Origin of the sequence: Streptomyces sp. VNUA24 (assembly GCF_029167005.1) — a bacterium.
Classification (GTDB): domain Bacteria; phylum Actinomycetota; class Actinomycetes; order Streptomycetales; family Streptomycetaceae; genus Streptomyces; species Streptomyces scabiei.
In genome coordinates, this window is record NZ_CP119143.1 from 1,834,071 (window position 1) to 1,855,083 (window position 21,013).

Consider the following 21,013-nt stretch of genomic DNA (forward strand, 5'->3'; position numbering starts at 1 on the left):
GCCTGAGGGGCCGCTCCCGTGGGCCCTGGACACCGCGATGCCCCGCGCCGATCATCAGGCAACGGCACCAACCCGCCGCGCCCGGCTCTCGGGCCGCCACAGGGCAACGGTCCCCGTCCCGTCACAGAAGCGAGGTCGCTTGAACACCGACGCCGACGCCGACGCCGACGCCGACGAGAATGCCTACTCCGGCTCCGGCAGCGACAGCCCGAGCCACGATCTCGGCACCTGGTCGATCGAGAAGCTCCGATCCTTCACCGAGCGGGTGCGGGGCGGGCAGCTCGAGGCCGTGCGGGTCGTCGCGCAGCAGCATGCGTACGGCGCCGTGGGGTCTCCCGGAGCCTGCCGTGAGTGGGCCACGCTGTCGTTGCGGGCCAACCAGCGCATGAGCGGCGGCCGTTCATGGGATCGCGCGCGCAAGGCGCACCAGGACTTCATGCTCCGGATGTGGGTGATCGAACGGCTCGGCCCCGATCCCGGGGACCGGCTCTGGGACCCCGAGGCGTTGGCGGCCGACACCGTCTCCGCACTCGAACTCAGCCCCGCCGCGGCCCGGTCCCTCGCCGAGCACTGGCCCGACCTCGCGATCGAGAGGATCGGCGAGCTGAGGCGGCACAAGAACCTGACGGCTCATGCGGGCGAGCTTGTCGGCCACCTGTCCCCCGGGCCGGTACGGGATCTGCTCCTCACCTGGTCGGAGACGCGCCCTCACCTGCCCTGACCGGCGGCGACGGAGGTACGGGGCCTCCGACCGCCCGATCCGCGGAAGGCGGCCGGTCCCGGAGTGACGCACGATTTGCCGGACCGGCAACAGGAGTGGCCGAGGGGGAACGCGGTGGGCGACGGTGGGTGCATGACCGACGACATCGCAGCAGGCCCGCCCATGTCCCACCTCGTCTCCTCTGCCGACGGCTACGTCGGTGACCCCGCGGTGCGGGCGGAGTGGGACAGCCGATACGCCGACCGGACACAGTTGTGGAGCGGGCAGCCCAACGGCGCGCTCGTGGCCGAGACCGCCGGGCTCACCCCGGGGCGCGTGCTCGACGTCGGCTGCGGCGAAGGCGCCGACGCCGTGTGGCTCGCGCGCGGCGGCTGGGACGTGACCGCGCTGGAGGTCTCCGGTGTGGCGCTGGAACGGGCGGCCGGGCACGCGCGGGACGCCGGCCTCGCCATTCGCTGGGTGCACGCCGAACTCGCCGAAGCGGCGCTCCCGCCGGGCTCCTTCGATCTGGTCTCCGCGCAGTACCCGGCCCTGCTGCGGACCCCCGACGCCACGGCCGAACGGGCGCTGCTCGCGGCCGTCGCACCGGGTGGCGTGCTGCTGCTCGTGCACCACGCGGGGATGGAGACCCGACAGGCACACGAGAGCGGTTTCGACCCGGCCGACTACGTGTGGCCCTCGATGGTCGCCGAACTGCTCGACGGCGACTGGGAGATCGAGGTGGACGAGCAACGGCCGCGGGTGGCCCCCGACGGTGGCGCCGGCGCCCACCACACCGACGACCTGGTCCTGCGCGCCCGCCGGTTGCGCTGACTTCTCCCCGATCGCAGCCGAGGCCGAGGCCGACCGTACGGGCCGGGCCCGCGGGCCCTCTTCTCGCCATCAGCCACCGTGCCCTGCCGGGCGAGTTCTTACGGAGGGCTGACGTGATGACGAAGTCCCGTCTTCACACCGGTCCCCTCCGTAACTCTGATCACGGCGCCCCTCCGGACGACGACATGTCGACCGGAGGCCGGCCGAGTCACACGTGATGCGAGAGCCCCGGAGGAGTCCGATGCGACACACCACACGCAAGCGATCCAGGACGACACACCGCGTCGTCGCCGCTGCGGCGGGTCTGGCCCTGGGAGCGGGAGGGCTGATAGCGGTCAACGTGTACGCCTCCGCCCACGAGGGCGACAACGGCTACACGACCAAACGCTCCCCCCAGGCTCAGGGCCAGGCCGGTCGGGCAGCGGCGGCCGGTGCCGTCACCATCGGCTGCCCGGACGTCGGGGCGAAGCTGACGTCCGTCCCCGACCGGGCCAGGGGTGAGGTGGACAGAGAACTCGCCCTTCTGGACCAGCAGGTCGCCGAGGCCTACCAACGGCTGCGTGACTCAGGCGGTGCCGTGCAGGCGGACGCCGGCTTCGTCGGCAACGCGATCATGGGCCCCCTGAAGGACGAACGGGCCGCGGCCATCGACCGGATCGTGATCGCCATCAGCAGGTCGGCCCCCCGGCCGCAGGGCCTGGAATCGCTCGCCGGCTGCACCCTGCGCGACTCCGCCGGCCAACAGGCGGGAAGCCAGGGGCAGGGCGGCGGCCAGGGGCAGGGCGGGGGCAATGCCGGAGGGCAGAACGGAACCGGCGCTCCGGGCGGCAACGGGCCGGTGGCCGCCGACTTCGTGGACATCACGAAGGTTCAGCCGAACGTGAGGACCCCGCGCCGGTCCAGGGGCGCCTCCTCGGGCACCTTCACCACGCGGTGCGGTGTCAACGCGAACAAGCTGTACAACTCCGACAACATCATCGTCGCGCCCGGTGTGGGCAACGGCGCCCACCACACCCACGACTACGTCGGCAACCAGGACAACGACGCCTTCACCACCAACGAGGAGTTCGCCGCCGCGTCGACCAGCTGCCGCAACCAGGGCGACAGGTCCACGTACTACTGGCCGGTGCTCCGGCTCCAGGACGGTACCCAGGAGTTCGACGCCAAGCGGCTCGGCGGTGGCGCCGAAGGCAACACCGGGCGCATCCTGACCGCGTCCAAGGTCACCTTGAACTTCGTGGGCAGCCCGCGCGGCAAGGTCGTGGCGATGCCCGAGTTTCTGCGGATCATCACCGGTGACGCCAAGGCCTTCACCAACGGCACGGCCAACGCCAACGCGGCATGGAGCTGCACCGGTTTCGAGAACCGACAGCTGACGGACAAGTACCCGGTCTGCCCCCGGGGCAGCAGTCTGGTGCGTACGTCGAGGTTCCAGAGCTGCTGGGACGGCCGCAGCATCGACAGCGCCAACCATCGCGCCCACGTCGCGTTCGCCGACCCGCGCACCGGTGCCTGCCCGAACGGCTTCAAGGCCGTCCCCCAGCTGGTGCAGCGCCTCGTCTACGACGTCAAGGCGCCCAGCCTGGGCGACAACGGAAAGTCCAGCCCCTTCTACGCGGTGGACGGCTTCCCGGAGCAGATGCACAAGCCGATCACGGATCACGGGGACTTCATCAACGTGTTCGACGAGCGCCTGATGAACCGGATGGTCCGGTGCATCAACACCGGCCGTACATGCCGGTGACGCCGCTCCCGGCCTCGGCGCTCTGGTGCGCCTGTCGACGTGTTCTCCGGTGCCGGGCGCGGGAAACGCGTTAGGTTGCGCGGTGGCGCGCGTGCGCCGAGGGACGCGGGAAGAAGGGCGTGGGGGTTCGGCCCATGACGACCAAGTACGACGTCAAGCGTGCGCTCAAGGCGTGCTACGCGCCGAAGAACACCGACTGGGAACTCGTCGACGTCCCCGAACTCCGTTACCTCGCCGTCGACGGGCACGGCGATCCGAACACGGCCGCCGCGTACCGCCACGCGGTCGAGGCCCTCTACGCGGTCGCCTACACCGTCAAGTTCACGAGCAGGCGGGAGCGGGGCGAGGACTTCGTCGTGGGCCCGCTCGAAGGGCTGTGGTGGGCCGACGACATGGACGACTTCCTGGCCAGGCGCAAGGACAACTGGCGGTGGCGCATGCTCATCAACGTGCCCGGCTGGATCACCGACCCCATGATCGAGGAGGCCCGTTCGGCCGCCGCGGCCAAGAAGGACCGGCCCGCCCTCGGGGCCGTCCGGCCGGAGACCCTGCGGGAGGGGACCAGTGCCCAGGTCCTCCACATCGGCTCCTACGACGACGAGACCCCCGTCCTCACCAGGCTGCACCGCGACTACCTCCCCGCCCACGGCCTGCGGGAGGCGGGTCTCCATCACGAGATCTACCTCAGCGACCCGCGCAGGACCGACCCGGCCCGGCTGAGGACGGTGCTGCGGCAGCCGGTGGAGCGGTGGCGGCCCGTGGAGGGGTGAGGCGACCCGCATCGAGCGACCGGGCCGGGACACCGGACGCCCGACCGCAACGGACCGCCGGCCTGTGACGGGGCCGACCCTCGACCGGGACCGTCAGGCGGGGGCGGGCCGGGGGTCGATCCACAACGCCTCGGAGAGGGCGCACAGTTCGCCCTCTGCCGTGGTGAGCGCGACGCCCATCGTGTGTTTGCGGCCGGACTCCGACAGCAGCCAGGCGTACACGACGTGCGGCTCGCCCGTCGTGACCGGCCGCAGGATCGAGCCCGTCAGGGAGGCGGTGACCGCGCCCGGCTGCTGGGTGCCCAGGAAGCGGCCCGCCCAGTGTCCCGGGCAGTCCAGGACCCCCCAGACCAGCCGGGCCGGGAGCCGGCCGTCCGGGTCGGCGAAGACCGGGGGCGGGACCCAGGCGGCGGCCACGAGGCCCGACTCCGGCACCGGCGCGCAGTGCACGCGCAGCCCCTGGCCGGGAGCGCGCAGGCCGCAGCCGAAGCAGTCGACCGCACCCGGCGGCGGATCGGACCGGAACCGATCGGTCGCGGCGGTCGCCGCCGCCCAGGAGGGCGCGGCCGGCACGTCGAGCGACAACTCGGCGGGGCGGGCCGCGGCGAGGGGTCGCTCCGCCTCCCCCAGCCGAACGCCCCCGTCGGCCGTCCCGGCGACCGGCAGGGGCACTTCGACGGGTGCCGGCCCGCGGAAGTCCACCCGTACCGTCCGCGCGTCCAGTCTCTGCGCGAGCGTGCCGGCGACGTATCCGCCGAAGGCCACTCCGGGGTAGCCGACGTACAGCTCCGGCACCACGATCGCGTCGCTTCTCGTCATGATCCCCACTTCAGCACACGCCGGGGACCACGCTCTGCCGGCGGGGCCGGGCCCGGTGGGGTCCCGGCCTCGCCGGCGGTGGCCTCATGAGGGAGGCCGGGTGCTGTGCAGGTTCGTCACCAGCGGTGCGCGACGTCGACCACGACACGGTCGCTCAACCGGAGCACCCGGAACGGCAGTCGGGCCCGGACGCCGAGGCCGACCTGGGTCTGGCCCTCGAAGGTGCCGCCGAAGCGGGTGTCCCGGAAGGTGTGGTAGCCGGTGACGTCGACGCCGGGCAGGCGCTTGCCCACCTTGCCCGGGTAGGTCGGAGCGCCGGCCTCCAGGTCGTAGCTCCAGGCGCCGATGCGGATGTCGAGGATCGCTCCGCCCTTGACCGGTATGTACTGGCCGCCTCCGTCCGTCACGAGGCGCTTCACGTACTGGACGTGATAGCTGATCCGGCCGCCGCCGGGTACCTCGAACACCATGCGGTCGTAGCACGCGTGCCGTCCGGTCCTGATGTTCCGCAGGTGGTCGGCGCCCACCGCGGCGCCGCCCTTGGCGCCGCTGCCCCAGCCCGTCGGGCAGGCCGCCACCGTGCGCCCGGCCGCTGTCCCGGTCTCGGCACCCGCGGTGCCGGCCGCCGTCCCCAGTGTGGTGCCCGCGAGCACGAGCACGGCCGCTGCCGCTCCGATACGTCGCATGTCGTACCCCTTGATCATGTTTTGCGGTGTAGCTCTGGTGCCGAGTGAGACGACCGGGTGCGCGGGATGGTTGCACGCCGGACCGGGGGCGGAACGGGCCGTTCCTACCGGCAGGTGCCGCGGCGCGGCGGAGTCAGGGGGTCGTGGCGGACACGGCCGCGCCGAGCAGGGCTTTCGTCGCCGCGTGCCGAGGAGCGGCGAAGACCTCGGCGGTGGGTCCGGATTCCACGGCCCGGCCCGCCTCCAGCACGGTGACGGTGCTCGTGCGGTCGGCGATGAGGGACAGGTCGTGACTGATGAGGACGAGGGTGGTGCCGTTGCGTTCGCGGAGGTCCGTCAGCAGGTCCATGAGGGCGTGGCCCGTCTCGGTGTCGAGCGCGGAGGTGACCTCGTCGCAGATCAGGACGTCGGGCTCGGCGGCCAGGGCCCGGGCGACGGCGACCCGTTGCCGCTGCCCGCCGGACAGCTCGTGGGGGTAGCGGTCGGCGAACGCGGGCGGCAGGCCGACCTGTTCCAGGAGGTGCGCCACGCGCTGCGCGGTCTCCCCGGACGGGCAGCGGCGGTGCAGGCGCAGCGGGCGCCCCACGGCGTCGCCGACGCGGCGGCTGGGGTTCAGCGCGCCGAGCGGGTTCTGGGTGACGAGCTGCAGTCCGCGTCGCTGCGCGCGGGTGCGTCCGCGCAGTCCGGTGCTCAGGGCGGTGCCGGACAGCCGGATCGTGCCGGAGGTGCTGCGCTGGAGGCCCACGACGGTCCGGACGAGGGTGGTCTTGCCGGCGCCGGACACGCCCACGATGCCGACCGCCGTGCCGGGGGCGACGGTGAGGTCGACGCCGGTGAGCGCGGGCGTGCCGCGGAACGACACGTGCAGGTTCCGTACGTCGAGGGCCGGCGGGGCCTCGGGGGGCGGAGGAGCGGGGGCGGTGCGGGGTGTGAGCACGGGTGCGGGGCTCGGCGGGCGGGGTCGTGCGCCGAGTTCCACGATGTCGTCCGCGACGCGCTCGACCACGGCGGGGTCGTGGCAGGACAGGACGACGGCCAAGTGGTGTTCGCGGGCGAGGTGACGCAGCAACTCGGCTATCTCGTCGCGCAGTTCGGGGTGGAGGCCGGCGGTGGGCTCGTCCAGCAGGAGGAGGTCGGGGCGGCGGGCCAGCGCGCGGGCGAGCGCGACACGGCGCTGTTGTCCCCCGGAGAGGGCGCCGGGGCGGCGGCCCGCCAGGCGGCCGTCGTCCGGGAGGCGGACCTCGGCGAGGAGGGCGGCCACCGCCTTCGGGTCGCGGTCGGCGGCGAGTTCGCGGACCAGGGTACGGACGCGCATCCGGGGGTTGAGTCCGGAGCCGGGATCCTGGCCGACGTAGGCGAGACGGGTGCCGCGCAGGGTGCGCAGTTCCCGGTCGGTGAGGGCGAAGACGTCGTGGCCGAGGACGTCGACCTGTCCCGACGTGCGGGTGGTGCCCGGCGGGAGGAGGCCGGTGAGGGCGCGCAGCAGCGTGGTCTTGCCGGCGCCGGAGGGGCCGGTGAGGGCGACGAGGCGGCCGGGGCGGGCGGTCAGGGACGCCTCGCTCAGCAGGTGCCGGCCGTCGGGTGCGGTGACGGTGAGGTCGCTGACGCGGACCGCCGGGGAGTCGTCGCCCGGGAGGTCGTCCGCCTTCGTGTACCCGTCGCGGGTGTGGCTCACAGGACGGTCACCGCCTTCCGGCCGGTCTGGGGTGCGAGGGTGGCGGCCGCGAGGTTGACGCTGAGGGCGAGCAGGCCGATGGCGATGCTCGGGGCGACGACGGCCCAGGGGTTGAGGAGGAGGCCGGAGGAGTTCTCGCGGACCATCAACGCCCAGTCCGCGGCCGGTGGTTGGGGGCCGACCTGGAGGAATCCGGCGGTGGCGACGAGGTAGACGGCGGCGACGAAGCGCAGGCCGAACAGGGCCAGCAGGGTGGCGCGCAGGTTGGGGAGGATCTCGCGGACGACGAGGTACCACAGGCGTTCGCCGCCGGCGGCCGCCGCCTCGACGTACCCGGCCTCGGCGATGGGGCGGGCCGCGCTCGCCGTGAGCCGGACGGCGTAGGGCACGCCGAGGACGACGGCGGCGGCGATGACGGCGAGACGGCCGCCGTCGGGCCAGGACAGGGTGACGAGGAGGATGCCGAGCACGGCGGGGAGCAGCATCAGGACGTCGGCGGTGCGTTCCACGAGGCGTCCGACGAGGGGGCGTACGGCGCCGATCGCGCCGAGCACCGCGGCGGTGCCGGTGACGAGGAGGGCGACGAGGAGGGAGGAGAGCACGAGGTCGCGGCCACCGGCCAGCAGGCGGGAGAGGACGTCCCGGCCGAGCTGGTCCCCGCCGAGGAGTGCGGCGGAGTCGGGGGTGGCGTAGGGGGCGGTGACCGGTGTGTCCACGGCGTGCGGGGCGATCCAGGGGCCGACGAGGGCCAGCCCGATGAGGAGCAGGGCGGGGGTGGCGCGCAGGGCGGCTGCGATTCTCACCGTCGGACTCCCGTCGCGAGGTCGCGGACCAGGTCGGCCAGGAGCAGGACGGCGGTGATGACGGCGCCGGAGAGGGCGGTGACGCCCGCGATGACGGGGCTGTCGCGGTCGCTGACGGCGGAGGCCAGGACGGAGCCGATCCCGGGGTGGTTGAAGATGGTCTCCACCACGACCGCGCCGCCCAGCAGCATGCCGGTGGAGGTGGCCAGGCCCGCGGCGATGGCGGGCAGCGCCCCGGGGAGCACGTGGTGGGTGAGGACGCGGTGGGGCGGCAGTCCGTCGAGGACGGCCGTCTCCACGTGGGGGGCGCGGGCCTCGTCGGCGAGTGCGGCGCGCACGATGCGGATGTTCCAGCCGGCCTGCGGGACGGTGAGGGCGAGGGCGGGCAGCACGAGCATGGTCCAGTCGGCGGGGGTTCCGTCGGCGCCGGTGAGGGTGACGGCGGGCAGCCATCCGGTCCACAGGGAGAACACCAGGACCAGGGCGACGGCGACGACGAACTCGGGCAGGGCGAGGACGGCCGTCGCCGTGGCGGAGACGGCCCGGTCGAGGCGGCCGCCCGGGCGCAGCGCGGCCCAGCAGCCCGCGGTGAGGGACACGAGCGCGGTGAGCAGCAGGGCGATGCCGCCGAGGAGCAGGGTGTTGGGGAAGGCGCTGGAGAGCAGGTCCGTGACCTTCTCGCCGCGCGCCGAGGTGCCGAGGTCGCCGGTGGGCAGGCCGGTCATCCAGTCCCCGAAGCGTTCGAGGACGGGGCGGTCCAGGCCGAGCTGCGCGCGGCGGGCGGCGACGTCGGCGGCGCTCTCCCCGCGTTCGGCGGTGGCGGTGGCGGCGTCGCCGGGCAGCAGTTCGACGGTGCCGAAGACGAGGGCGAGGAGCAGGGCGAGCAGGAGGGCGCGTTTCACCAGGACCGCGCCCACCCGGGCGAGGACCTGGACAGGGGTGCGCGCCGACCGCCCGCCCGGGGTGACCCGGGAGGCGGCCGGCGCGGCGGTGTCGGGGGTCAACTGGCCAGCCACGCGCCTTCGAGCTGCACCCTTCCGTACCCGGGCAGGGTCGGCAGCCCGCGTACCTTGGCCCCGGCGAGGTCGATGCCGTCGGCCATGCCCCACAGGAGGTAGCCGGAGGCGTCGTACTCGATCTTCTGGAGCTCCTTCAGCAGGGCGGTGCGCTCGGCCGGGGCGGCGGTGCCGATCGCCTTCTCGTACGCCGTGTCGAAGTCCTTGTCCTTCCAGCCGGCCTCGTTCTGGCCGCTGTCGGAGACCATGGTCTTGCTGGCGAAGAAGACGACGGAGTCGTTGGTGCCCCAGTAGGTGGTGTAGAGGTCGCCCTTGAGCCAGGTCTTGTCCCAGAAGGTGGCCGATTCCTGCTTGACGACCTTGATCTTGACGCCGGCCTCGCGGACCTGGGTGGCGAAGAGGGTGGCCGACTCGGCGAGGCCGGCGATGTCCTCGGTGGTGTACAGCTCGTAGGTCTTGGAGGTGTCGAACTTCGCCTCCTTGAGCAGGGACTTGGCCTTGGTGAGGTCGCGGGTGCGCTGCGGGAGGCCCTTGTCGTAGGCGGGGTCGCCGGTGCCGAGGACGTCGTTGGCGACGGTGCCGTAGCCGGAGAGGACCTGTTCGACCATGGCCTCGCGGTCGACGGCCAGGCGCAGTGCCTCGCGGACCCTGGGGTCGGCGAAGGGGCCGTCGGCGGTGCGCATGACGAGGGGCATCGCCATGTCGTTGGGGCGGCGGACGGCCTGGATGTCCTTGCGGCTCTCGGCCGTTCGGGCGGCGACGGCGCCGACGTTGGAGGCGAGGTCGATCTGGCCGGCGAGCAGGGCGCTCGCCATGGCCTGGGGGCTCTCGAAGATCTTGACCTCGATGGCGTCGAGGTGGACCTCGCCGCCGTACCAGTCGTCGTTGCGGACGAGGCGGGCGTTGCCGCCGCGGAACCAGTCGAGCTTGAAGGGTCCGGTGCCGGGGGCCTTGGCGATGTCCTTGTCGGTGGTGCCCTTGGGGACGACGAAGGTGGTGAGGCGGACCAGCAGGGGCAGTTCGGCGTTGGCGTAGTCGGAGACGATGACGACGGTGTCGGTGCCGTCGGCGGTGATGTTCTTGGCCTGGATGCCGGGCAGGCGGGAGGCGCCGGAGGGGGTGGCGCGCAGCCGCTTCAGCGAGAAGACGACGTCCTCGGCGGTGACGGGTGTCCCGTCGTGGAAGGTGGCGCCCTTGGCGAGGGTGAACCGCCAGGTCTTGAGGTCCTCGGAGTGCTTCCAGCTCGCGGCGAGGCGGGGTTCGGTGTTGGGCTTGGCGCCGGGGACGGTGAGGGTGTCGTAGAGCAGGCTGATGATGAGGTAGTCGCTCTCGTTGGCCTGACTGCCGTGCGGGTCGCGGGTGATGGCACCGGCCCGGCCGAGGGCTCCGACCCGCAGGGTGCCGCCCTTGCGGGGCTTGGCCGAGTCGCCGGTGGCCGACGCGGTGGGCTTCTCGTCGCCGCCACCGCAGGCGGTGAGCATGACGCCCGCGCCGATGGCGCCGCCGGCCCAGAGCAGTTGACGTCGCGTCAGGTCCACTTGTCCCTCAATTTCCCGCTGTTGGCTTGATTTGCTTAGCCTTACCTATCTTGTGTGACGGCTGTATGACAAGACGGCCTCGCATGTGATCTTCATCAACTTAGGTAAGCCTTCCCTGACATCTGTGGGCTGGCTATGTTTCCGGAGGCCGACCGGAGCCGCGCCTGACCACGCGGCCCCTCCCGGGCGGCCTTCTTCGCCATGCCCGTCGACCGCTCGGCACAGCCCCACCCGCACCTCACCGCACCGCGCCCGCACACGCATTCCGCACCGGAACGGACGGACCCCCCATGCCCACGGGTAGCACTCCCGTACGCCTGCTCGACAGCACCTCCGCGGCCGAACTGACCGCAGCCGCCCAGGCCCTCCTCGCCGCACACGACGGCGATTCCACCCACCCCGGCCTGCCGGCCCGAGTCCCGGCCGTCGCCGCCTCGTTGAGCGAGCCGATCCGCCACGCCTGCCGCCCCGTCGACACCGCCGACGGACTGTTCGTCCTGCGCGGCCTGCATGTCGACGACGACGCCGTCGGCCCCACCCCGGACCACTGGTCCACCGCCGGGAACGCCGGCGCCGTCCACGACGTTGTCCTGCTCCTGCTGTCTACGGTGATGGGCACTCCCATCGCCTGGGAAGGGCAGCAGGACGGGCGTTTCGTACACAACATCGTGCCGAGTCCCGGCCACGAGGAGGAGCAGACCGGCGCCAGCAGCAGCGTGCTGCTCAGCCCGCACACCGAGGACGCCTTCCACCCGGGCCGCGCCCATCTGCTGATCCTCGGCTGCGTGCGCAACCCCGACTCCGTCGCCACCACGGCCGCCGGCATCCGCAACGTCGAACTCTCCGACGCCGACGTGGAGTTGCTGAGCCGCCCGGTGCTGCCGATCCTCCCCGACGACGCCTACGAGGAGGCCCGGGCGTACCAGGGAGACCCGCCGCCCGTGCCCACCCTGTGGCGGTCGCACGAGGGCCTGACCCTGCGCTTCGACCCGGCCTACACCCCGCTGGAGCAGGCGCCCGAGGACCACCGCGCGGCCTACGCCCGCCTGGAGGACGAACTCGCCCGCGTCAGCGTGGCCGTGAGCCTGGAGCCCGGCGAGGTCCTGGTCGTGGACAACGACCTGGTCGTGCACGGACGGGTCCCCTTCAAGGCCCGGTACGACGGCACGGACCGCTGGCTGAAGCGTTCCTCGGTACGGGCGAAGGGCCGCCGGACGCGCCCGCCCGCCGAGGAGTCGGAGCACGGCTACGGACAGGCCGCCGTGGAGGCCCACGCATGACCGGCACCGACAGCACCGGAGGAACCGCGATGACGCCCGACGACACGACCCTGCGCATCCTCGGCACCAGCGACGTGGCCGGCATCGACATCTCCCTCGCCGACGTCGTGTCCGTGGTGGAACAGGCCTACCGCACCCTCGCCGACGGACAGTCCGACAACCCCCGCAAGCTCACCGTCAAACCGCAGGACGGCCACTCGGTGGCGTACGCGATGCTCGGCCGCGACGGCGTGCGCGGCGTGGTCGCGGTGAAGACCTCGTACAAGTACGGCCTGCACGAGGACCGCGACAAGCAGCACTACTACACGACGCTGACGCTGTACGACGACGAGAGCGGACTGCCCGTCGCGATGCTGGACTGCGGCCGGGTCGGCGCCCTGCGCACCCCCGCGGTCTCCGCACTCCTGGCCCGCGAACTGGCCGCACCCGGCGCCCGCAGCGCCCTGGTGATCGGCACCGGCACCCAGGGGCGGCTCGCGCTGCCGTTCCTGCTGACCACGCTGCCCGGCCTGGAGCGGCTGATGCTGTCCGGCACGCACCCGGACGGCATACAGGCGGTGCGCGAGCAGTTGCGCACCCACTTCCCCGACCGGGAGCTGGAGGTCGTCACCGATCTGCGGGCGGCGGCCGGGGACGCGGACATCGTGCTGGCCACCGCCGGCCCCAACACCCCCGCCTCCGTGGACGCCGAATGGCTCAAGCCCTCGGCCCTGTCCGTCCTCGTCGGCTACGGCATCGCGCCCTCGACCCTGCACCGCGCCGACCGGGTGATCGCCACCAGCGCCGCGCAGATGCGGGTCACCGGCGTGGACATGGCCGACGCCGACGGGCAACTGCCCGACGTGGACGCCGAGTTCCCCGAGGTGCTCGCCGGCCGCGCCGAGGGCCGCACCGACGCCGGGCAGCAGATCTTCGCGTACAACAGCGGGCTCGTCGTCACCGACATCGCCCTCGGCCACCGGTTCGCCCAACTGGCCCTCGCCCAGGGCCTGGGCACGGCGGTGCCCCTGTGGAAGTGACGGCCGCGCTCCCCTCCCACACCACGCCCGCGGTGCGGGCCCTGCTCGGCGACGCGCTGCTGCACGAGCTGAGCCACGGCCTGCGCGGCCCGTACCACGTGCTGCTGCCGGAGCGGTTCGACGCCAACGCGGCCGCTTTCCGCGGGGCCTTCGCCGAGGCAGGCGTGGACGGCCGGGTGTACTACGCGAAGAAGGCCAACAAGGCGGCCGTCTACGCCGAACGGGCCGCCGAGGCCGGACTGGGCGTGGACGTGGCGAGCGGGGGCGAACTGCGCGAGGCCCTGGCCGCCGGCGTCCGCGGCGAGGACCTGGTGGTGACCGGCCCCGCCAAGGCGGACGACCTGCTGCGCGTGGCCGTGCTCCAGGGCGCCCTGATCGCGGTGGACGCGCTCGACGAACTCGACCGGCTCCTGCCGCTCGCGGAGCGACTGGGCCGCACCGCGCGGGTCCTGCTGCGCAGGCTGCCCCCCGGGCAGCCGCACAGCCGCTTCGGCCTGGACGACGGCGAGCTGGACGCGGCCCTGCGGCGGTGCGTCACCGGCCCCGTCGAGATGGAGGGCTTCAGCTTCCATCTCTCCGGCTACGACACGCGTCAACGCGCCGATCTGGCGGCCGAGTCGATCGGCCTGTGCACGCGCGCCCGCGCACTCGGGCTGCGTGCGGACCGGATCAGCATCGGGGGCGGCTTCGCGGTGGACTACGTCGGCGCCGAGGAGTGGCGGCGGTTCGAGGAGAGCCGGCGCCCCGAGCACTTCCACGCCGAGAAGTCCTTCGGGGGCTTCTACCCGTACCACTCCCCCGTCGCGGGCGCCGACGCCCTGCGGACGATCCTGGCGGCCACCCCGACCGGGGCGGGCGAGGGCACCACCCTCGCCGGGCTGCTCCGGGCGGCCGGTGTCACCCTGCTCGTCGAACCGGGCCGGGCCCTGCTGGACCAGGCCGGGTTCACCGTGTTCCGGGTCCAGGGCGTCAAGGAGCGCGACGGCTACGCGCTCCTCACGGTGGACGGCAGCAGCCTCAGCCTCTCGGAGCAGTGGTTCGACAGCGAGTTCCTGCCCGACCCGGTGCTGGTGCCGGCCGGTACCGGCCCGAGGGCCGACGCGGGGCCGTACCCGGCCTGCGTGGGGGCGGCCACCTGTCTGGAGTCGGACATGCTGACCTGGCGGAAGATCCCCTTCCCCGTGCGTCCGGCCGCCGGTGACCTGCTCGTGTACCTCAACACGGCGGGATACCAGATGGACTCCAACGAGTCGCCGTTCCACGACCTCCCGCTGCCCCCGAAGGTCGTCGTCGAGCCCTCGGCCTCCCCCTTCCGCTGGCGCCTCGACCGCCACCCCCACTGAAGCCCCAGGAGCCCTCCATGGACGACCCCCTGTACCGGCCGCCCGTCGTGCGGCAGGTCTCCGAACTCATCGGCGCCACCCCGCTGTTCGAGCTGGCCCGCACGGAGAGCGACACCCGGCTGCTGCTGAAGCTGGAACAGTTCAACCCGACCGGCACCGCCAAGATACGCATGGCCCGGCAGATGGTCATCGACGCCGAGGAGCGCGGTCTGCTGCGCCCCGGCGGCCGGATCGTCGAGTCGACCTCCGGCAACACCGGGCTCGGCCTGGCCGTCGTGGCCGCCGAGCGCGGCTACACCTTCACCGCCGTCGTCGACCACCACGCCGCCGTCGACAAGCTGCGCGCGATGAAGGCCCTCGGCGCGGAGCTGGTGTACGTCGCCGAGGAGGGCGACGGGGATCTGGCCACCGCCGCCCGCGAGGAGTTCGCGGAGAAGCTGGCCGCCGAGTCGGACAACGCCTACTTCACCGAGCAGCACAACAACATGGCCAACGGCGTCGGCTACCACCCGGTCGCCAGGGAACTGCACGCCGCGCTGGACGGCCGTATCGACATCCTCATCGGCGCGGTCGGCACCGGCGGCGGACTGTTCGGGACCGGGGGCCCGCTGCGGGAGACCGTGCCCGGGCTGCGGATCGTCGGCGTGGAACCGAAGGGCTCGATCGCGTTCGGACCGCCCGCGCACGACTACCACCAGTCGGGCACCGGCACGCCCGAGGGCGCCACGATCGGCGCGATGGTCGACTACTCGCTGCTGGACGAGGGCGTGAAGGTCGGCGACGTCGAGGCGTTCGCCACCGCGCGGGCCGTCGCGCGGCGCACCGGGCTGCTCCTCGGCGGCTCGGCCGGCGGCGTCGTGCACGCAGCCCTGACCCGGCTGTCCACGCTGCCTCCCGGCACCACTATGGTCGCGTTGATCAACGACGGCGGGGAGAAGTACATGGACACCGTCTTCGACGACGACTGGATGGCCGCCCGTGCACTCCTCTCCCCCCAGGTGGAGCGCGAGATCGACGAGTTGCTGACCAAACTCCGCCGCACCGCAGCACCCGAGCCCCCGCAGGAAACCGTCTGATGCCACCCGCCCTGACCCGACTCCTCACCGACAGCCGCGCCCTGGCGACGCTCGCCGTCCCGCTCGCGCTCACCCAGCTCGCCCAGGTCGCGCTCACCACCACCGACACGATCATGATGGGCCTGCTCGGCACCGAGGCGCTGGCCGCCGGCGGTCTCGCGCTGGTCGTCTTCAACCAGCTGCGGACCATGGGGGTCGGGCTGGTGACCGCCGTCGGCAACCAGGTCGCCGCGGCGGACGCGCGCACCGAGTCCCAGGACACGGAGGCGGACGCCGGCGCGGCGCAGGCCGCGCAGGAGGAGGTCCGGGACCTGGTCCGGGCGAGCCTGCTGCTGTCCACGCTCGCCGGTCTCGCGGGCGCGCTGCTGATGGTGGGGATCGGGCACCTCGTGGTCCACCTCGGCCAGGACCCGGACGTCGTCGAGGCCGCGAAACCCGTCCTGTACGCGCTGGCGCCCGGACTGCTGCCCTGTCTGTGGTTCCAGGCGATACGGCAGTTCACCGTGGGCATGCGCCGCCCCCAGGCGCTGCTGCGCATCACCATCGCCTCGATCGCCGTCAACGCCGGCCTCAACTGGGTCTTCATCCACGGCACCTGGGGCCTGCCGAAGCTGGGCCTGCCGGGCATCGGGCTCGCCACGACCTCCGTGTACGCGCTGTCGTTCCTGGCGCTCTACCTCTCCGCCCGGCGCGACCCCCGGCTGGCGCCGGTGCTGTCGCTGAGCGTCTGGAGGACCCGCCCGGCCACCCTGCGCCGCCTCACCTCACTGGGCGCGCCGATCGCCGCCACCTACGGCTCCGAGGCGGGGTTCTTCTCCGTCGTCGCCCTGCTGGTGGGCAGCTTCGGCACGGCGGCGCTGGCCGCGCACACCGCCGTCAACCAGCTCGTCTACATCGTCTTCCAGATCGCCGTCGGCCTCTCCCACGCCGCGTCCCTCGGGGTCAGCCGCGAACTGGCCCTCGGCAACACGGCGGCCGCCCAGCGGCTGAAGTCCACCGCCCTGGCGTGCGCCGCCGCCGTGATGGCGGTCGTGGCGGTCCTGTACGCCGCGGTGCCGGGCCTGGTGCTCGCCCCGTTCTTCGAGGGCGAGAGCCGCACGGCCACCGACCTCGCGACGAGCCTGCTGCTGATCGCCGCGGTGATGCAGTTCTTCGACTGCGCCCAGAACATCGGCGTCGGCCTCCTGCGCGGCCTCGACGACACCAAGGGCGGCTTCCGCATCACGCTGGTCGGCTACTGGCTCGTCGGCCTCCCCGCCGCCCTGCTCCTCGGCTTCGCCACGGGCTGGGACACGGTGGGCATCTGGCTCGGCCTCCTCACCGGCCTCGCCACCACCGCACTCCTCCTGCTCCGCCGCTTCAACAAGGGCGTACGCCTGCGGAACGCGGCGACGGCGATGGCGGCCTGAGGTCACGCCGTCCGCGGTGCCGGTGCCGGTGCCGGACGCTCCCCCGAGCCGCGGATGATGAGGCGGGTGGGGACCGTGATCGTGCGGGCGCGGGTGCGGTCGCCGTCGAGGCGGGCCAGGGCGACGGTCGCGGCGGTCCTGCCGAGTTCCTCGGGGTTCTGGGCGACGACGGTCAGGGCCGGTTCCAGGGCGTCCGCGAGGGCGACGTCGTCGAAGGCGACGACCGCCACGTCCTTGCGTCCGGTGCGGGCGAGTTCGGTCACTATCCCCAGCGCGACGATGTTGTTGCCGGCGAACAGGGCGGTGGGCGGGTCGGCCAGGCCCAGGAGTTGGGACGTGGCGGCGGAGGCACCGCGCTGGTCGTGGGCGTTGGTGATCAGGGCGCGGTCGGCGGGGAGGCCGGCCTCCTGGAGGGCGGAGCGGTAGCCGGCCAGACGCTCGCGGCGGGTGTAGAGCTTGGTGGGCAGGTCTCCGATGAAGCCGATGCGGCGGTGGCCGTGGGCGATCAGGTGGGCGACGCCGTCGTGGGCGCCCGTACGGTTGCTGCTGACGACATGGTCCGTGGCCAGGGCCGCTCCGGGGCGGTCGAGGAACACGACGGGCAGCCCGGCGGCGCGGTGGGACTTGAGGTGGGAGTGGTCGGCGCCGACGGACGGCACCACCATGAGGATGCTGATGCGGCGGGCCAGGAACTTGTCCGTCAGGGCGCGTTCGCGGTCCGGGTCGTCGGCGCTGGACCCCATGAGCAGGGTCAGGCCGCGGTCGCGGACCGTGTCCTCGATGCTGCTGGCCACGGCGCCGAAGAAGGGGTTGCCGAGGTCGGGGATGACCAGTCCGACGGTGGTGTCGGGGCCGCCGACCCTGATGTTGCGGGCCATGAGGTTCGGCTGGAAGCCCAGCTTGGCCACGGCGGCCATCACCTGTTCCCGCGTCCGGGCGGAGGCGGGTCCGTCCTCATTGAGGACACGGGAGACGGTCTTGGCGCTGACGCCCACTTCGCGGGCGACGTCGGCCAGGGTGGGGCGGCGGTTCGCTGCCATGGTGGAACGGTCTCCCTGCGCTCGTCGGTTCCGGCCGCGGCCTTCGGCCGGAACCCGTGAGTGACTCGAATCGTGGCGGCGTCAGTCGGCCTGGACGCCCGCGGCCTTCGCCGCCGCGGAATCCGCAACGACAGTATCCCCGGCCTCGTCGACGGTGAGCGCACCGGTCATGATGGCGACGACCTCGGCCATGGAGTAGTCGGAGGGCTTGATCACGGCGGCCCGCCTGCCGAGGCGGTGGACGTGGATGCGGTCGGCGATCTCGAAGACGTGCGGCATGTTGTGACTGATGAGGACGACCGGCAGGCCCTTGTCACGGACCCGGCGGATGAGGTCGAGGACCTGGCCGGACTCCTTGACGCCGAGGGCGGCGGTGGGTTCGTCCATCACGACGACCGAGCGGGCCCAGGCCACGGAGCGGGCCACCGCGACGGCCTGGCGCTGTCCGCCGGACAGGGTCTCGACCGCCTGGGTTAGCGAGCGCAGTCCGATCTTCAGGTCGGCCATGTGCTCGGCGGCCTCGTCGCGCATGCGCTTCTTGTCGAGCATGCGGAAGACACTGCCGAGGACGCCGGGCCGGCGCAGTTCGCGGCCGAGGAACATGTTCGAGGCGATGTCCATCGAGGCCGCCACGGCGAGGTCCTGATAGACCGTCTCGATGCCGTGGGCGCGCGCGCTCTGCGGTCCGGAGAAGGTGATCGGCTCACCGTTCAGCCGGATCTCGCCCGCGTCGGGGGTGACCGCTCCGGTGAGGGCCTTGATGAGGCTGGTCTTGCCCGCGCCGTTGTCGCCGATGACGGCGAGGACCTCGCCGGGCAGCAGGTCGAAGTCGGCGCCGTCGATGGCGGTGACGTGGCCGTAGCGCTTGACCAGGCCGCGGGCCTGCAGAACGGGCGTGACGGTGCTGGTGGCGGTCATCGTGCCTTCTTCCGGGAGATCTGGTCGACGGTCACCGCGAGGATCACCAGGACGCCGGTGATCAGGGTCTGGTAGATGGACGCGACGCCCATCAGCTGCAGACCGTTGCGGAAGACACCGACGATGAGGACGCCGATGAACGTGCCGAGCACCGAGCCGCGGCCGCCGAAGAGGCTGGTGCCGCCGAGGACCACGGCGGTGATGCTGTCGAGGTTGTCGGTCTGCCCGGCCTGCGGGTCACCGACGCCGGTGCGGGAGATGAGCAGCAGGGCGGCGATGCCGTAGAGGATGCCGGCGACGGTGTAGACGCCGATGGTGAGCCGGCCCGTGCGGATGCCGTTCAGGCGCGCCGCCTCCGGGCTGTTGCCGAGGGCGTAGACGTGACGGCCCCAGCCGGTGTTGCTCAGCGTGTAGGCGAGCAGGAGGAACAGGGCGATCGTGACCAGGGACCCGTAGGTGATGTCGGTCCTGCCGAGCGGGAACGTCTGTCCCAGGGCCGTGAGCGGGCCGGGGAGGTTGGTGACGGTCTGTTCCTCGGAGTAGATGTGGGTGAGGGCGAACGCCACGTTGAGCATGCCGAGGGTGACGATGAACGGCGGCAGCGGGATCTTCTGCACCAGCAGCCCGTTGAGCAGTCCGAAGCCGCCGCAGACGACCAGGCCCAGGGCGATGGCGGCGAGCGGGGGCAGGGAGCCCTCGGCGGCCATCTTGGCGATCATGATGCTGCCGAAGGCCATCACGGCACCGCACGACAGGTCGATGCCCGCCGTGAGGATGATCAGGGTCTGTCCGATGGCGAGGGTGCCGACGACCATGACCTGCTGCACGATCAGCGAGAAGTTCCCGCCGGTGAGGAACTGGTCGGAGGAGAGGGAGAAGAAGGCGCAGGCCAGGAGCAGGGCGACCAGGGGGCCGGTGGTCGGTGCCGTGAGCAGCCGGCGGGCCGGGTTGGGTGCTTTGAGCTCGGCGTACGGCGAGGACGTGCCCGGAGGTGTGGTCGTGGCAGTCATGCGAGGTCCTTGTCGTCAAGACAGAGGTCGTCGCCCGCGCTGATCGGGAGGATCGGCGGACAGGAGGACGGGCGGGCGGCCGCCCCGGTCGGAGGAAGGGGGCGGCCGCCCCGCTGAAGGGTGAGGCCCGGTCGCAGGGCCTCGGGGGGCGGCTCAGCCCCAGCAGTTCTCCAGGCCGTAGACGGTGTCCTTGGAGGTGACCCCGTCCTGCGCCTTGTCGGTGATCAGGGTGACGCCCGTGTCGGTGTAACCGGATGCCTTCTTGCCGTCCTTGGCGTACGTGACGACGGCCTTGACACCCTCGGCGGCCATCTTCAGCGGGTACTGCTGCGAGGTCGCGGCGATCTTGCCGTCCTTGACGGCCTGGGTGCCGGTGCAGCCGCCGTCGACGGAGACGATCAGGACGTCCTTCTCGCGGCCCTTGGCCTTGAGCGCGGTGTACGCGCCGAGCGCGGCCGGCTCGTTGATCGTGTAGACGACGTTGATGTCCGGCTCCTTCTGGAGGCAGTTCTCCATCGCCGTCTGGCCCTTGGCCTGGTCGCCGCCGGTGTCCTGGGCACAGGCGACGTCCTTGTCGGTGGCGCCGAAGCCCTTGAGGAATCCGTTGTGCCGCTGGACGCCGACGGAGACGCCGGGGGCGAGGTCGAGGGCGGCTATCTTCGCCTTCTTGCCCTTCATGGCGGCCTTGGCGTACTCGCCGATCAGCTCGCCCGCCTTGAGGTTGTCGGTGGCGAACAGGGCGTCGACGGCGCTCTCGGGCTCGGTGGGGGTGTCGAGGGCGATCACGAGGACGCCCTTGGCCTTGGCCTTCTCGATCGCGGGCACGATGGCCTTGGAGTCGCTCGGGGTGATCAGGATGCCCTTCACACCGGCGGCCACCATGTTCTCGATGGCGGTGACCTGACCGGCGTTGTCACCGTCGAACTTGCCGGCCGCCGTCATCAGCTTGACGCCCTCGGCGTCCGCGGCCTTCTCGGCGCCTTCCTTCATCTTCACGAAGAACGGGTTGGTGTCGGTCTTGGTGATCAGGCCGACCTTGACCTCGCCCGAACCGGAGCCCGAGCCCGAGCCGGTGGAGGTGGAGCCCGAGCCGGATCCGCAGGCCGTCAGGGTGAGGGTCGCGACGCCCGCGACGGCGGCGGTTCTGACGAGGGAGGAGGACAGGCGAGCGGTACGAGACATGTGCGACTCCTGTGAGATAGCGGACGGCGCGGGGGTCGGGTTCGGTGCGCACCGTCCGGGGTGTCATCGTTGACTTATGTCATCGTTGACACTGCCTGGCGAGGATGATGGACTCCGTCTCCCGGAAACGTCAATGCCCTGCACTCGTCAC

At 72.5% G+C, this 21,013-nt stretch carries 19 protein-coding genes; 9 read left to right on the forward strand and 10 right to left on the reverse strand.

Annotated elements, in window-relative coordinates:
- Nucleotides 1-139 precede the first annotated feature (139 nt).
- The 4 genes from PYR72_RS07615 (at nucleotide 140) to PYR72_RS07630 (ending at nucleotide 4,048) form a co-directional block, all read left to right on the forward strand.
- Entirely contained in the window at nucleotides 140-721 is a 582-nt protein-coding gene (locus PYR72_RS07615; protein WP_275454555.1) for a hypothetical protein, read from the forward strand.
- 132 nt (nucleotides 722-853) lie between these two features.
- Nucleotides 854-1,534 (forward strand): class I SAM-dependent methyltransferase, encoded by a 681-nt coding sequence (locus tag PYR72_RS07620; protein WP_275454556.1) that lies wholly within the window; start codon nucleotides 854-856, stop codon nucleotides 1,532-1,534.
- Between the two features lie 241 nt (nucleotides 1,535-1,775).
- Nucleotides 1,776-3,278: a DUF1996 domain-containing protein gene (locus tag PYR72_RS07625; protein WP_275454557.1), complete on the forward strand. Its 1,503-nt coding sequence runs from the start codon at nucleotides 1,776-1,778 to the stop codon at nucleotides 3,276-3,278.
- 134 nt (nucleotides 3,279-3,412) lie between these two features.
- The gene (locus tag PYR72_RS07630; protein ID WP_275454558.1) at nucleotides 3,413-4,048 is read left to right on the forward strand and encodes a GyrI-like domain-containing protein; all 636 of its coding nucleotides are present in this window, start codon (nucleotides 3,413-3,415) and stop codon (nucleotides 4,046-4,048) included.
- Between the two features lie 93 nt (nucleotides 4,049-4,141).
- Here the strand turns inward: PYR72_RS07630 and PYR72_RS07635 are convergent, their stop codons facing one another.
- From PYR72_RS07635 to PYR72_RS07660, 6 genes are all read right to left on the reverse strand, one after another.
- A complete protein-coding gene (locus tag PYR72_RS07635) occupies nucleotides 4,142-4,867 on the reverse strand; it encodes a hotdog fold domain-containing protein (RefSeq protein ID WP_275454559.1) in 726 nt (241 codons plus the stop codon).
- Nucleotides 4,868-4,983: 116 nt separating this feature from the next.
- Nucleotides 4,984-5,553 carry a hypothetical protein gene (locus PYR72_RS07640; protein WP_275454560.1) on the reverse strand — a complete coding sequence of 190 codons (570 nt, stop codon included), beginning with the start codon at nucleotides 5,551-5,553 and terminating at the stop codon, nucleotides 4,984-4,986.
- A gap of 133 nt (nucleotides 5,554-5,686) precedes the next feature.
- On the reverse strand, nucleotides 5,687-7,228 hold the full coding sequence (locus tag PYR72_RS07645) for an ATP-binding cassette domain-containing protein (RefSeq protein WP_275454561.1): 1,542 nt from the start codon (nucleotides 7,226-7,228) through the stop codon (nucleotides 5,687-5,689).
- Nucleotides 7,225-8,031 carry an ABC transporter permease gene (locus PYR72_RS07650; RefSeq protein ID WP_275454562.1) on the reverse strand — a complete coding sequence of 269 codons (807 nt, stop codon included), beginning with the start codon at nucleotides 8,029-8,031 and terminating at the stop codon, nucleotides 7,225-7,227. Before PYR72_RS07650 ends, PYR72_RS07645 begins: the two co-directional genes overlap by 4 nt.
- Nucleotides 8,028-8,948, reverse strand: coding sequence for an ABC transporter permease (locus PYR72_RS07655; protein ID WP_275460357.1), 921 nt, complete (start codon nucleotides 8,946-8,948; stop codon nucleotides 8,028-8,030). Before PYR72_RS07655 ends, PYR72_RS07650 begins: the two co-directional genes overlap by 4 nt.
- An 83-nt stretch (nucleotides 8,949-9,031) precedes the next feature.
- Nucleotides 9,032-10,585, reverse strand: coding sequence for an ABC transporter substrate-binding protein (locus PYR72_RS07660; RefSeq protein ID WP_275454563.1), 1,554 nt, complete (start codon nucleotides 10,583-10,585; stop codon nucleotides 9,032-9,034).
- Nucleotides 10,586-10,875: 290 nt separating this feature from the next.
- Between PYR72_RS07660 and PYR72_RS07665 the strand changes: the two genes are divergently transcribed.
- From PYR72_RS07665 to PYR72_RS07685, 5 genes are read left to right on the forward strand one after another with little or no spacing between them, the layout of a single operon-like run.
- Nucleotides 10,876-11,865, forward strand: a complete 990-nt coding sequence (locus tag PYR72_RS07665) for a TauD/TfdA family dioxygenase (protein ID WP_275454564.1) — start codon at nucleotides 10,876-10,878, stop codon at nucleotides 11,863-11,865.
- Nucleotides 11,862-12,884, forward strand: a complete 1,023-nt coding sequence (locus PYR72_RS07670) for an ornithine cyclodeaminase family protein (RefSeq protein ID WP_275454565.1) — start codon at nucleotides 11,862-11,864, stop codon at nucleotides 12,882-12,884. Before PYR72_RS07665 ends, PYR72_RS07670 begins: the two co-directional genes overlap by 4 nt.
- Complete coding sequence (locus PYR72_RS07675; protein ID WP_275460358.1) at nucleotides 12,881-14,227, forward strand: alanine racemase; 1,347 nt, start codon at nucleotides 12,881-12,883, stop codon at nucleotides 14,225-14,227. The genes PYR72_RS07670 and PYR72_RS07675 overlap by 4 nt, the downstream gene beginning before the upstream one ends.
- A 17-nt stretch (nucleotides 14,228-14,244) precedes the next feature.
- A complete protein-coding gene (locus PYR72_RS07680; protein ID WP_275454566.1) occupies nucleotides 14,245-15,303 on the forward strand; it encodes a cysteine synthase family protein in 1,059 nt (352 codons plus the stop codon).
- Nucleotides 15,303-16,712 carry an MATE family efflux transporter gene (locus tag PYR72_RS07685; protein ID WP_275454567.1) on the forward strand — a complete coding sequence of 470 codons (1,410 nt, stop codon included), beginning with the start codon at nucleotides 15,303-15,305 and terminating at the stop codon, nucleotides 16,710-16,712. Before PYR72_RS07680 ends, PYR72_RS07685 begins: the two co-directional genes overlap by 1 nt.
- Nucleotides 16,713-16,714: 2 nt before the next feature.
- On the opposite strand, the gene PYR72_RS07690 is transcribed toward PYR72_RS07685, so the two are convergent.
- The 4 genes from PYR72_RS07690 to PYR72_RS07705 all read right to left on the reverse strand — a co-directional run bounded on the left by PYR72_RS07690 (nucleotide 16,715) and on the right by PYR72_RS07705 (nucleotide 20,862).
- Nucleotides 16,715-17,752, reverse strand: coding sequence for a LacI family DNA-binding transcriptional regulator (locus PYR72_RS07690; protein WP_275454568.1), 1,038 nt, complete (start codon nucleotides 17,750-17,752; stop codon nucleotides 16,715-16,717).
- Between the two features lie 81 nt (nucleotides 17,753-17,833).
- Nucleotides 17,834-18,670, reverse strand: coding sequence for an ATP-binding cassette domain-containing protein (locus tag PYR72_RS07695; protein WP_275454569.1), 837 nt, complete (start codon nucleotides 18,668-18,670; stop codon nucleotides 17,834-17,836).
- Nucleotides 18,667-19,680 carry an ABC transporter permease gene (locus PYR72_RS07700; RefSeq protein WP_046916475.1) on the reverse strand — a complete coding sequence of 338 codons (1,014 nt, stop codon included), beginning with the start codon at nucleotides 19,678-19,680 and terminating at the stop codon, nucleotides 18,667-18,669. Before PYR72_RS07700 ends, PYR72_RS07695 begins: the two co-directional genes overlap by 4 nt.
- A 153-nt stretch (nucleotides 19,681-19,833) precedes the next feature.
- Entirely contained in the window at nucleotides 19,834-20,862 is a 1,029-nt protein-coding gene (locus PYR72_RS07705; protein ID WP_275454570.1) for a sugar ABC transporter substrate-binding protein, read from the reverse strand.
- Nucleotides 20,863-21,013 lie beyond the last annotated feature (151 nt).